General features: G+C 57.4%; 3 protein-coding genes. All 3 read right to left on the minus strand.

Annotation, left to right across the window (positions count from 1 at the left end; translation table 11 throughout):
- Window position 1: 1 nt before the first annotated feature.
- The 3 genes from RG2_RS26045 to RG2_RS26055 are packed head-to-tail and all read right to left on the minus strand — an operon-like array spanning window position 2 to window position 13,997.
- Window positions 2-6,463, minus strand: coding sequence for a DEAD/DEAH box helicase (locus tag RG2_RS26045; protein WP_033236014.1), 6,462 nt, complete (start codon window positions 6,461-6,463; stop codon window positions 2-4).
- A 53-nt stretch (window positions 6,464-6,516) separates the two neighbouring features.
- The gene (locus RG2_RS26050) at window positions 6,517-11,097 is read right to left on the minus strand and encodes an Eco57I restriction-modification methylase domain-containing protein (RefSeq protein WP_033236015.1); all 4,581 of its coding nucleotides are present in this window, start codon (window positions 11,095-11,097) and stop codon (window positions 6,517-6,519) included.
- Window positions 11,098-11,099: 2 nt separating this feature from the next.
- The gene (locus RG2_RS26055) at window positions 11,100-13,997 is read right to left on the minus strand and encodes an SNF2-related protein (RefSeq protein WP_033236121.1); all 2,898 of its coding nucleotides are present in this window, start codon (window positions 13,995-13,997) and stop codon (window positions 11,100-11,102) included.
- Window positions 13,998-14,161 lie beyond the last annotated feature (164 nt).

Here is a 14,161-nt window from a genome sequence, read left to right on the forward strand (position 1 = left end):
GTCAGAACTCCCCGCTCGTCTTCAATGCTTCCAAGATGGATGCCACCTCGGGTGAGCACAGTGTCCACCCTGCTTCGGTAATCGTATTGGCCACGTCGTCGTCATGCTCGAACACCACGCCGACTCGGCTGGAATGCCACGCGAGGTCGAGTACCTCGCCCTCATCTGTCTCGTACCCGAGTTCAGGTGGTGTCAGGGTCGGAGCTGCAGTGCCGAGGGCGTGAACCAAACTGCGCTCAGCTTCGGAAACCGCGTTGTGCAAGGCCTTCTGCCAGATCGGTGACAACTGCTCGGGCTCCGGTGCCGATGTAATCGGTGCTGCGATAGGTGCAGCGTCCAGCAATGTGCGAGTCGTGATCTGGTGCCGGCCTGCTAGTCCGAGCCAGTTCGAGAGACGCAGCCATTCTTTCCACGCACGACCTTCATGGGCTTCGAGCGCGTCGTTACGGTCGTCCAAAGCAAGAACTGCAGTCGCAGATTTGTCGGCACGCGACGTCACTGCGACTGTCACAGCCAACGGGCCTTCGGTCAACGACCAGCAGATATCCGTGCCCGAGATCGAGAAGGGTTTCCCTCCGTCAAGTGCAGCGAGCGCAGAAGCCAGCATCGATTCTGCGGTCGACTGAACCCGATTGTCAGTCCGCAGAAACAGGTACGGCATGGATTGGCTCAACGCAGTCCACGAATCGAGGTCAGGGTCAGCGACAAACGCCAGTAGCTGAGAAATGGGGTCTTTGGTGAGGAGTCGCAGTAGTCCGGGCTTCAAATTGAAGCTCTTCGTTGCGAACTGTGTCGACTTGCTGTTCAACCATGAGGGCTCGTACTCGTCGTTGTTCTTGAATCGTTGTAGATCCTCGTGCCCGAACGACCAGACGATGTGTCCTGATTCGCGGAGCCCAGCGCGTTTACCGGCGTCGTCGGTTACGCGGTTGTGTTGAGGCGATGCGTGATAGCGGCGACCGTCAGCGAAAAGAGCGATCTCCGGGATAGATGTGTCGGAAGAGGTCAGCATAAAGTCAGGAAGAACAAATCCCTTCTGCACCTGCGGGGTCAACGACCACCGGCGAACAGGCTTGCCTTGCAACGTGATAGTTGCAGACGGCCCGTAAGTACCAGGTTTTTCGACCACTGTTGCGCCCATCCCGCGAAGGCGACCGATGAAGGAAGTGTAGAAGTCCTTTTCGAGGTGCGACTCGTCGCTGGCGGGAGGTGGCGGTGGTGCATTCTCGGTGAGTGAGGTCAACCAGTCTTGGATGTCAGGTTGGGCGCGACGGCCCTCCACATCGAGGATCTTGTCGAGGACCGTCAGAGCCGTCATGCGCGAGACCTTGTCCATCTCGTACGGCGCTGCGAAGGGGAGCAAACAGCGGTGGCAAGCGAGACGATCTTCCTCGCGGCAAGGGCATTCGCGCACCACCTTTCGTGCTGCGACCAGAACTTCCCATACTCTGTTCGGATCGGCGAACTCCGCGAGATAGCCGGTTCCGCCGGGAACCGTGTCGTGAATTAGAAGCGCTCGGCGGTCTGGCGTGCGTAGGGCATCGCTGATGGTGACCACGTCGAGGTGTTCGGGAGAACCGCCAATGACCTGTCGGAGTCCGAGAAGCATTGCGGCACTCAAGCTCGGGTGCGCAAAGGTGTCGTATTCGAGCTCCGGAGGCAAGTGCAGCAGCACGCCCTGAGTTCGCAAAGTGCGAGACAGTGCGATTTCGCGAACATCCTCGTTCTTTGCTTTCCTCAATCGGCACCAGGTGCGATGCTCGAACTGGTTGTTGCTCCCGGCCTTGCCATCGAGCTGCCCGCAGGCCGCGCACACACGGAAAAGGCCGGTGTGTGATTCTTGCCCAGCGATGATGCGCTGCTTGCCCTGTGAGGTTCGCTTGCCGAGGTTCAGCCAACGAATATCCATGCGGCGTAGATACTCTGCACCAAAATCTCGATCGGCGACGTACCAGGATCGCCCAACCTGGGCCGGGTCGATATCGGCCGCGACAGTGACGGTGAAGGGTTCTTGATGGCGATTGTCCCGACCGTCGTTGATCGTGGCTTCGTCGCGACGTACTTCTGCAGATACACGCGTCATCTCGACCACTTGCAAGCGTTGACTGACGTCAGCGATTGCAGTGCTCTGACAACGAGGGCACGACGCGATGGGGGCGAGAGTCGCCCCAGCTGGGGTGATCGCAACCCACCCGCACTGCGGGCAGACCTGCCATGTGTGGATATTGGACTCACCGGTACCGAGATCGACAGCATCGATCTTGACTGCCAATCCTTGTGCGTAGAACGTGGCGCCGGGAGCGAGCTCGGTTAGCGCGACGCGGGAACCTCGCTGGTAACTGAGTTCATCACTCATGAATGCCGAGCTGTCCGCGTCGATCCATGTGACGCCGACGTCCAAAGTGACGCTGTCGTCGAGGAGCGTGTAGTTGGGGAGAACCCCGTAGCGCTCGAGTACCGAGATCCAGTAGTCGAGGGTCATGGACACGATTTGTGCACCCAGCAGCTTGATCGACCCCTGCGCAGTGCGCAGCGCGCGACGGTCGTCCTCCGTGGCCGCGGGGGAAGCGAACCTGCGCTCGAACTCTGGCAGCTGCTCGGTGACGGTGTCGCGTCGAGTAGTGAGCTCGGCCAGATCCCGGTTCCACCGATGGACAGTTTGTTGAAGGTGCAGAGTCAATTCGCTGTGGCTGCCGTCGGCTGCTGGTGTTGCCCACGTCTGCAGGGCGCTGATGGCATCGTCGCTGAGCAGCCCGTCGAACTGTCCGAGGAATTCTGCAGTCAGCGTTGGTGCTTCGCTGTCGGCGATAGCGATGAGGTTCGCCATCCAAGTGCCGTCGTCGAAGCTGCCGAGGACAGCTCGGGCTTCCTTGAGCGCTACGGTCTGCGGATCACGGGCAAACCGGTCGATGATGTGTGCGACGTACTGACGCTGCAGGATCTCTTCGGCCCGCAGGAAGGTGGCGGGTGGGCGGACGTCGCCCTGAATGACAGACAGGGGATCAAACAGCTTGGGTAGGTGTTCCCCACGACCACGTATGTAGGCCAGGACAAGTGAGTTTCCGGTCAGACGGCCGGCGCGGCCGACTCGCTGAAGGTACGACGAGACGGTTCGGGGCATCGACCCGAGCATGACGGTCGACAGGTCGCCGATGTCGATACCCATTTCCAACGTCGGTGTAGCCACCAGAACGTTCGGTGCCTGTGGGTCTGCCCCGCCGTTCTTGAAAGCGGTTTCGTATGCGAGGCGCGTAGCGGTGGGCAGGAGCGACGTGTGCTCGCGCGCGACGACGCGTTTCATCTTGGTTGAGCTGTAGAGACGTTGGTAAAAGTTGTCGGTACGCGCTGAGCGGCGCAGTGTTCCGGGGCAGCGCACCAACAGGCACGGTGCGCCCGACATTTCCTTGGTGGTCGTGATGCTGCCGGGGACTGGTGCTTGGCATACGTCGCAGATGAGAAGGTGCTGTCCATCAAGGAGCGCCTCGCTATCGGGAGCCGATAACTGCACCATTGTTGGCTGCAGCCCATAGACGGTGAGGCCGGTCTCGCTGGTGATGGTGTCGAGGATGCGCTGCTCGGTCAGGAGTGTGAACAGTGATTTGGCGAGATGCGTTCCGTCATAGGGCGATACACCAAGGCACTGTGAGGCCCACCTTGCGTACCACGAAGACGGTGCGGTGATCGAGTCAAATCCCTCGGGAAGCGAACCTTGCCCGGATCCGGAGGCTGGAAAGGTAGGGGCTGGACGTCCTTTCGGGAACGCCGGCATTCCTTCCCCTTTGGGTCGGCCACCCCAGACATGGTATCGATTGGCGTTCTTCTCCAGGTAGCTGCGCAACCACTCGTGCCGGATACCGCCCTGGGTCCGGATGCGCTCGACTGTTCCTCGTACCCATCGGGCCAAGGCTACCGGGTCGATTTCTGGTTGATCTGCTTCGCCTAGACGCCCTTGTTCACCGCGGGGGTCGACGAACATTCCCTCTTGTTCGCCTGGAATTGCAGCATTAGTGAGTGCGAGCTGCAGATGCTCGGTGTTCTCGACAGCCAGGCGACCAAGTGTTTCAGCGCGTCCCGGCAAGCCTAGATATACCTCGGCGACCACGCTGCCGGTGAGTTCGAGTGTTCGACCGGTCCGAGACTGCAAGCCGAATTCTAGGTCGATGTCGAATTGCAAGCGGCGCTTGGCTTTTTGTTCTGCAGCGCGGCGGGAACTGTGGTGCGCATCGGATTTCCAGAACGCCGTGAAGTCATCGCGATCGACGATGTCTGGGGGGAGCAGCTGGTAGCGACGGGTGGGATCATTCTCGGCGCGTGCAACCACCGACTGGGTAAGTTCCGTCAGATCGATCGGTGTGGGGCCGAGGGCGCCGCGCAGAGTTGAACGCAAGCTCAGGCTGTGTGAGCGGGATTGCACGAATCCGGCGCGGTGGGCTGCATCTTGGACGCTGTCGGTGAACATCAGCGCCTTCTTCTCGCCGGCGTTGAGATCCTTGTTACCGAACATGTTCGACAGGGTCACCGAGAGTTGTGTTGCAACAGCGCTACCGAGGAATCGGATACCGTCGTCGACGCCGCAGGACGGGCACGCATCCTTCTTCGACAGCTCATCCGCGTCAGGTCCAGTGAGGGTCAGAATCGGAAGCGCTCGGGCGTCGAGGGCATCGTCACTGTCGGCGTCAGGTGCGGCGTCGAGGATCTCGCGGTCATCTATGTGGAACCAGCGCAGCCCTTCGATCTTGTTTTTGTCGGTGTGGAGCTGTGCCTCGGCAGGTGCGGAGATCAATGCGCGGAAGCGAGAAGCGCCAGCTGCGTGGTCGGCGCGGATCGCCTCGTCGGTGACGTCGAGGGCCGTACCTGTGGGGGCGAGACGTGCACCCCATCCGGAGCGTCCACAGTGTCGGCAATAGACGGCAGGCAGGAACAGGTCGTGTTGATCGGCGACAGTGCCGTCGTCTGACCAGCGGTAGCCGGCAGTGGCGTGAACGAGGCGGTCGACTCTGCTGAGTTCTCGTACCCATAGGTGGACATCAACATTCAGTGCGCTGGGGCCGACCTCGGCCCGGATATGAGACAGCAATGCGAAGAAATAGTCGAGGAACTTCTGCTGAGCCGCCGCGACCCGGTGAGCATTGCGCTCGAGCGTTGGTGCGGTGAATACTCGCGATGCCAGATCTGCGAGTGAGATTGCGTCAGTGGCATGTTCGAGGATCCCCGCGAGCAGCGGATGCGATTTGATGAGGTGGAGAACATCCTCCTTGTTGCTCATCACTTTCAAATCCGCATCTGTCAGACCATGGTCTGAATCGGAACCGTCTGTCCGTTCGAACAATTCGGCCAGGACTGCGCGGGCGATCACAGGATTGATATCGGGGACGGTATCGCGGCTCTGTTCGACGGCCTTGGCGATCTTGTCAACAGCATCGCTGACAACAGGATCGATCGGTCGGAATAGTCGATCCAGATCGGGTTGCCGATCGGAGAGCCATTGCTTGGCAGTAGTGCGTGTTTCGCCAACTACGGAATCGTTGTCGAACTCTTCCCCGAACACGGTGTGGGCGAAGCTCAGCATTGACGTGGGATCAGACTTGGACCCGAGGGTCGCTGACGTCGCGACTGGAGTGATCTTCCCGAGTGGTCGCGCTCGATCGGCGTCGGTGGCTTTCGAGGCTCCGGTCCAGTAACTCTTCACTGTGAGGCCAAGCCGACGGAGCAGCATCGCGACGTCCGTGCCTTGAGCGCCGTCGTACGTGTGGAACTCGTCAAGGACGATGTACTGCAAGGATTCTGCTGATTTCCGCCACAGCGCTGCGTCTTCGGGCCGGAGCAGCAATTGGTCGAGCATCTTGTAGTTGGTAAGCAAAATATCCGGTGGGGTATCGCGCATGATCGATCGATCGCTGATCAAGCCATGCTCCGACACCTGTGTTCGGCCGGTCTTCTGCTCGCCGGTGTACAGGCCCGCAGTCACGGCTCCCAGCTCCGGGTACTTCGTGATGAGACGGGCTAGACGCTCGGACTGGTCGTTAGCCAGCGCATTCATCGGATATAGGATCAGCGCCTTGGTGCCGGTGATCCCGGCCTGCTTGGCGCGCAATACATGGTCGATGATCGGGTACAAGAAGGCTTCTGTTTTACCGGACCCGGTTCCGGTGGTGACCATGGTGGGCAATGGTCGGTTCTGGAACTTGGTCGATAGCCGTTCAAAGGCCTTGGCCTGGTGGCCGTATGGCGTGAACCCGTCTGGTCGCCAATCGAGCGGCAAGCCCCAGTTTCCGCCAGCAGGAGCAAAGGGTAGCCGCAGCCGCCCGTAGGGGCCTTTGAACATTCCGCCTTCGGGATCGCCGATGAAGTCCGTCAGCGCGCCCTGCGCATCTGGGTCGGTGAGCGCGAACGTGGTCGCGAGGTAGTCGGTGAGACCCTCGCGCAAATGCTCGGCCTGCAGAGTTGGTAGCAGTGCCCCCATGGTCGGTATCCTTCAGGTAGTCGATGAAGCGTAGGGAGGGTGTTGCGTTGCCGTTACGGAAGGAGCTTCCTGAAGTGTTCGTGCGCCAAAATCATATCTTTTTCACGATCAACTTTCATGAATGGCCCTCGGTACACTTGACCATCTAATTCAATTTTAAATGGGGTAAGTTTTCGTTCTTTATGCAGTTCGCCGACGACTTTCGCAGGAAGCAACCTTCCTTCGCTGTCATAAACTGCTGCATTCTCATTCGTGATTAAAACTGGGAACTGGGCTCGATAAAGTGCAATGAATTCTTCTGAATCAATTTTCAACATCACCGCAACGATGGCATCAATTTCTATCAGCGCCTGTCGGCGATCGATATCTCGCCTTACCGGTGTGGAACGAGTCCAATCTTGACTAATGTCTCCCAGCGGGGTTCGATCATGTGGGCAACCTGAAATGCCAGAAACCCAGGAATGTTCCATCCATTCCGGCGAGAACAACTCCTCCCATAGATCGGAGTACTCCTGTACAAGGCAATTTAGCCGCATGATTCTATGAATCAGATGATGCTCCAGAGGTGAATCATCAATGAACGGTATGGTGGCAATGGTTCCTATGAGGAGATCGGAGAAACCGGCAGCTCGGACTAGGAAATCGACTGGTAGTGACGCCCAGATTCCAGCAGCGATAACTGTCTCTCGATTAGAGGGGAGCCTTCCCGTCATAACTTGATGTACGTGACAAAGGCCTGGAGGTGCGATTGCGGCAAGTACGGTTCGCTCCATAGCATCGTCGAGTCTTCGGCGCCAAATTAGTCGGTAAAAATCGCTACTCGACTTGGCTTCCCATTTAGGATATGCGTCAAGGTATTCGCGTTGCGGTTTGGATACTTGATACCGACTTCGCGGTATGAAGTCTTGATCAATTTTTTCTAGGTCAATTTTTTCGTAGTCTCGATGGCTTTTTGCTTCGATTTTCGTTTGCTGAAATAGTGGATTTGCCACAGAAATTTGCGGACCTTGATAGATGGACTCAGTCCAGGACTCTGGATATGCGGGTCTTTTTACGTAGAAGCCTAAGCCTAGATTCTTACCTTCGGTCCATCCCTGAGTGAAATCGAAATTTTCCCGATTCATTCTCGGAGCTTTCGCGATCTTGTCGAGGGCAGAATTTGCAGAGTTGTTGCAAGTGTAAACCATTCTTGCCGCCAGGCTGGGCGTTCCTGGCGGGTCGACTAGGTCAGACCATGTTCGGAGGACTGCTTCGGTTACCGTAATTATCCTGTCGGCGTGTGGAATTCGTGACCAATTTCCATCCACATCTTTCATGCCCGGTGGAGTTCCGGATCTGTCATGGACTAGCGATCTCTCAATGGTGTCTGGGTGGTAGATGTGGGCAGCGTGAAGGAAATTTGGTTTCGAAAACTGATTTCCGTAGATGTTAACACTGTAGGGGCGCGTGTTACCAATCTCTTCGAATAGTTTGATTTGGTTTCGAAATTCCCAATGTCGCCGCAAAGTAAGGTAACATTTTTCCCGCAACGCTGCTGCATTAGGTTCGATAAAATGATTGTCTGGGTGCAGTAATGCGACCACTCCGTTTGTCCTTCTGGAGCGCCAGCTATGTTCCATGAAAGATCGATATAGATTGGGGTGTAGTCCACGTAGGATTGGATGATTTATAGATGACCCGATGCTCTCGGCGGCGCCGGCTTGTAGGCTTCGTTGGTCGAGGATTTTTCGTATTGCGGAAACATCGTTGTTTATATACTCAATATGCTCTTTCCTGCCCTCGGGCGTGATGTCAGCGGTCAATGTCCACCATGGATCGAACTCGGCGAATGCTGAGACTTCATCCCAGCCTGGGCGCACCCATGGAGGATTTCCAACCTGGAGATCAAAGCCGCCTGCTGCAAATACAGGAGCAAAATCGAGTTCCCAGTGGAAGAACCCTTGAGCTACCGAAATTGATTCGGTGAGCACCAACCATGGAAATTCAACGACTGCATCTTCTATTTTTTTTGCACCACTAAATAAGATGTCGTTAGATTCGGCTGCGTCGAGCTCGAACCAGTCCAAATCGGCAAACATATTGAGCTGCCCTTTTGTGGTCGGCGGTTTCTCTTTGCGCGGAATTCCGAGAATCGCTTCAAGTCCAGCCGTCCACTGATCCCAGTCAGGGGCGTTTATATTCGTTGTCAATGGCCATGACCACAATGCGGACCAGGAATCCATAATTCTCCGCAAGCGTCGGTAGGCGCCATTCGCGTCGTTTAGTGATAGTTCGATATGTTCGCGAGCAATGGCCGGAGTGTATTCAAGCTTTTCGGTGCCCCAGATATTGATATTGCGGTGAATTTCCGACTCGGCGATTTCTAGGCGTCGTGCCGTGAAATCCCATAGGGTTTCAACGCGTTGGGCGAGTGCGCTGAGGCGTTTAACAATTGTCTTGCTTGGGTTTCCTCGAATCCCGTTACGCCACAGACGCAAATCTTCGCGTTTGTTGGCAGCGTAGGTCTTGGCTTCCGCTGTGTCGACAACGGCACCCCAACCTTGCGAGGGGACCAGGAAGTGGTGGATTCCGGCGCCGATTTCCTCGTTCAGCGGTACATCTTTCGGGACTGTCGTCAGCCAGGACTTCTTCGTGAAGAGGCTTGGCGAATAGACTGCACGTCGAGCACCGATCAGGGAGTTTCCGCAGCGCAGGTGAAGACCAAACCAGGGCGCCTGAAGCCCAGCGACCATTGTGTCCAGCCAGAGAGAGATTTCTGCCAATTCAACGGCCGTGGCATTGAGGTCGACCCCATAAACCTGATGAAGCGCGATGTGTGCCTTGACTTTTTGCAGCTCGAACGGAACTTTATCTGCATCGATCCGCTTGCCAAGGTCCTCCTGCTTACGCTTGAGGTACTCAGCGGCTAGCTGGCGTACCGCTTCGATGGCGAATGCACCGGAACCGAGAGCAGGCTCGCAGATGGTGAACTGCAGGATCTGCTCGGGGGTGGTGCGGGTTCCGTCCTGATCGAGCAATTCTTCGAGCGCCTGAGACACAACAAACTTCGTCAAGACCTCGGGTGTGTAATACGAGGCTGATTGCTGGCGCTCACGACCGGCAAGGCGGAAGACAAAGCTGCCTTCCTTGTGTACTACCGGGATTGGTTCTTCACCTGGTTCGCTGGTCAATACGAAATCAGACTTAGATAGGTGGTCCGCTCTAGTCACAGGGACCACCCACGATCCCTTTTCAGAATCGCCATTCTTGGCGACCTCGTAAAGATCTTCCCCAGCGAAGAAGCCGGTGTAAGACATCAAACCCTCGTACACGGCGCCGAGCTGGTTGATGCCTAGTTCGGCATAGCTGATGAAGCCGCGATCGGTGCCCTTGCGTCCCTTCGACTCCTTTGACAGGAGTAGATGCTCAAGCACCTTCTGTGCGGTCTCGTTACCCAAGCCGACCTCATCGATCAGTGCGGTTGCCTTGGGGGAGAAGAGATCAGCACGCAAGCTGTTGAACTCAAGGCCGGGGGCAGGATCGTCGGTGACATGCTCGGGCGCATGCGGGGTGTGGCCGCGGTCAACTAGACGGAACAGTGTCGCTAGAGACTCATACAGGTGTGTTCCGGACTGTGCGTGAGGTGAGACCAATTCCGTGAGGGTCAACTCGCGCAATCGATCTAATCCGTAGCCTTCGCCATACTCGGGTGCGCCGGTAGGAAGCACACGCATCTCGGGTGATGCCTCTGCGTAGAGCAGGAACAGGATTCGGTACAGGAAGCGAAGCGAGTGTTTTGCTAGTTCCTGCCCGTTGATGCCGTCGAGCGTCAGTTTCTTCGCGGCTCGGCGGTTCACCACCTCGTTGGCAATCAATTCGATGGACAGTCGAATGCCCTCGCGTAGATCCTTCGATACTCCGACGGTGTGCTTGACGGAATCTTCGAGAACACCAGTCCACCAGATGTTTCCGTCAGCATCGGAAACTAGAGACTGCCGGCCGAAAATCGCCAGTGCTCTGTCGATTTCGCCGCCGCGCGCCTCATGGCGTCGCTCTGCGACTACGAGGAGATCTACTGCGAGATAGCGTCCTTCCGCCCACCGTTCAGCCTCTGCCAGTAGCAGCCACTGACCGGCCTGCACTACAACGAAGGCTGGCGGTTCGTCGGTGTGGAACACTTCCGATACTGCCTTGGAAACGGCGTGAATCTGCTTGTTCTCAACAATTGCTGGATCGATAAGCTGCCCGGTCGTGGGATCGAGTAGATCATTGATCGATTCGACAGGACGTGCCTGTAAGAACAGGACCTGATCGACGCCAGCCAGTGCGGCGTCGGGGACATCAACATCTGTTCCGGCCCGCTCACCGTGGAAAGGTGCGAGAGTGCCTGCAAAGCCCAGTGATTCGCGAATCAGTGCGTGTGCTACAGGAGCGGCACCAGGATCCTCGGCCAGCGCGGCGATTCGAGTATGGAGATCTCGGCATGCGGCGAGGAAAGCCTGCCGCACTGTGTTGAGGCCTTCCTTGGCCTCCGCATCCCAGTGCTTGCGGAGTTCGAGGACCTTGCCCTGAAACGACTCTTTGACGGAATCGGTAGTGAAATAGTGTTCGCTGATCCAGTCTTCGCCGACGACGATGGAATCAAATGTAGCCACGGTTACTGGTCCTTCTCAGTGGAAACCGCAGCGGAGGTATCTGCGGGAACGATTACGAGCAGCGGGCGCACCAACTGCTGGGTGGGTGCCATCATCTCGGCGAGGCGTTGCTCTTCCTCGATGCGTCGAGCAAGGCGGTTCACTTCTGACTTCTGAGTACCAAAGAGCGCCAGTTGCTCGGCCTCGGAGTGCCATCGGTCTGCGCGAATACGCCATTCGTCGAGACGTTTCTCCGCGCTGGCTTGCTGGGCTGACAACGTCAACGACATTGCATTCTGTGCCTCGGTGACCGCAGTGGGTATCAGCGACTTGTATTGCCCAGCATTCTCGATTCCACCAGGATTCGATGAACCTGGTCGAAGCCCGGTCTCTTCTGTGAGGAAACCCAGATCCGCGTGCGTCTGGACAACGCAGGACGAAGGATTGGCGGGATGACGGAAGACTGCCGTCGAAAACACCCTGGAGATGAGCTGTCCACGGCGGTTCATCAGCGTGCCCATCAGTAGCACTGTCGGGGCTTCCACATCACCACGGATCACAAAGATCTGATTGCGCCCCAGAGCACTCAGTGCGCGGTCGCTGGCCCAATCGAGGACTGGGTGCAACGGGCCGAGGAAATGGGCCTCGGGCCATGTGGTGTTGTTGACGCCCTTGCCTTCCTTGGCTATTTGCAGTTGTGTGTTTCCAACTGCTTTCGACGTGGCGAGCTTGAGTCGTTCGAGAATGCGACCGTGTTGCAGATAGTTCTGCGGCAACTGTCCGAGTCGCTGACGAAGATCCTTGGGTGGTATCAGCTCAGCGATCTGGTGCGTGGTGTTGATCGTCCAGCCCACACCGCCATCGTCAGGATGATTGCCCGGTGCATCGTGAAACGCGGCATGCAGGGCTTCGTCCAAGAAAGTGATGTCATCCCTGTACAGGCTTTGCCTCGGAGCGTCGGGAATCTGGGTGGCGGAAGCGTCGTCAGCGTCGAATTGCGCGAAAAACGCATCCAGATCATCTCCGTCGGCAACGTCCTCGGCGCTACGGACAACTGCGTCGATGTTGGCGCCCGTAGCCAAAACCTTTCGAATTTCTGATTCTTCTTCTCCGACAGTGTGTTTGCCCATGAGAGAAGCGACGTCCCCGAGGGCTGAATGAGCTTCGTTTTCACGTTCGAGAAGTCGAGACAGGATCCGGAGATCGCCAGAGAAGTCGGGATCGGATGGCTCAAGAATCAGCGAGGAGATGACAGGAGGGAACTTCTGTCCATACCGGTCGACACGACCGTTGCGCTGCTCAATCCGGATGAGACTCCAGGGGATGTCGTAGTGAATCAGGTTGTGGCACTGAGCATGCAGATTCACTCCCTCCGATGCGACGTCGCCTGTGACGAGAACGCGGATAGGTGAAGTTGATAGCTTGAAGCTGTCGACGATTTCCTGTTGTTCTACGTCGGAGAGACCGCCGTGCAACATTGCGATGTTCTCAGGCTTGAGTTTCAGTGCCGTAGGAAGATTTTCGGTGAGCCAGTGCAATGAGGCCACACGTTCGGCGAAAACCACCGCTCTGATATCTGATTTGGGACCAACTCCGATCTCGCGGAGACGATCGACTAGCGCGGAGAACTTCCCGGCTTTTTCATTGAGGGCTGCGGCGTTCAACGCATTCAGAGTGGCCAGTGCGTCGAGCTCGAGCCGCTGTTTCGCGTCGTGTTGATCGAGCTTGTTGCGACGCTGCTTGATCGTTTCGGCGAGAGCGGCGGGGGAGGAGAGAAATGCCTTTGCCAACGTCCATCCGAAAAGGGCCTTGGTATCGCCGGAATAAGGGGACGAGGTACCGACTTGGGGATGTAGCCAGGTGCGCGACAGCTCCGCTGCGACGTCGTCTTCCGCGGCCGACGGTGAAATCAACTTGTGTATGGGCTCTGCGCGTTCGGCCCAGTCGCTTCCCACCTCGGCAGCTACTTCGGGGTGATGACGGTGACGTCGGATCAGCAGCGTGTCGACGTCCTCCTTGGTGAAGGAACCGTCGGGGGCAACCATCGTCGGGTCAAGTAGGCGTAGGAGTTCTGCGAAAGACTCTGTGCGTCCATTGTGAGGAGTGGCAGAGGCAAGGATCAGGGCTTCGGTTTTCGGCGCCAGCACTCGCGCCAATTCGTTATTCAGGCTGTTTGTGTTGGTGAGGTTATGGGACTCGTCGATTACCACAGCATCCCAATTGTGGCGCTCTAGATGCGCCTTGTAACGGGGACTTTTCAGCGTGTCGATCGAGATGATGGCGCGCTTGAAATAGGTAAAAGGGTTGCGAGTTGCGGGCAGCTTCTGACGAACCTTTTGAATGCCTGCCGAGTCGAGCCGCACAAATGGCAACGCGAATCGGCACCACAGTTCATGCTGCATCTGCTCGAGTACATGCTTTGGCGTGACAATCAGGATCCGCTCGCCGCGCCCACGCCGGACCAACTCCGACAGAATCATTCCGATCTCGAGAGTCTTTCCCAAACCGACCGCATCGGCGAGCAGAATTCGAGGTCGAATATGTCGTGGGTCGAGGGCTTTCGCCACGGCGGCGCGCTGGTAGCCGAGGGAATCGGCAAGCATGTGGTTCGAGACGGTCAACGACTGCTCGCCGTACGGTACCGGCGTTTTGCGAGTCAGCGCTTCGAGCCACAACCGACTGTTTCGGTATCCGTTCGAGTCGTCGGCGACTACCTGAACGTCCTTGGGGTCCTGGACCTCGATCTTGTCGAGACTCGAATAGAATGCGGCGGTGGTATCCGCGACCAGCTCGGACAGGCCTCGGACTCGGATCAACCAGCCGTCAGAACCCTGCTCGGCGGAGGTGACGAGCCACTCCTCATCGCGCACCACGACAATCGATCCGGGTGCGACATTGAGTTCTGTAGCAGTGGACGTCATCTGCGACCGCTCCGTTCGTTTGACCAGCATGTAGGTGCTATCCAACCACTCGGGCAAAACGGTGCCGGTATCAGGGATGTGCGGCCGGTTTTCTGTCGGTCCGGGGTGTAATACTCGATATCGATTTAACGACAATACGAAGAACGTCTTCGAGGCATCGTCCA

Source organism: Rhodococcus globerulus NBRC 14531, from assembly GCF_001894805.1.
Taxonomy (GTDB): domain Bacteria; phylum Actinomycetota; class Actinomycetes; order Mycobacteriales; family Mycobacteriaceae; genus Rhodococcus_F; species Rhodococcus_F globerula.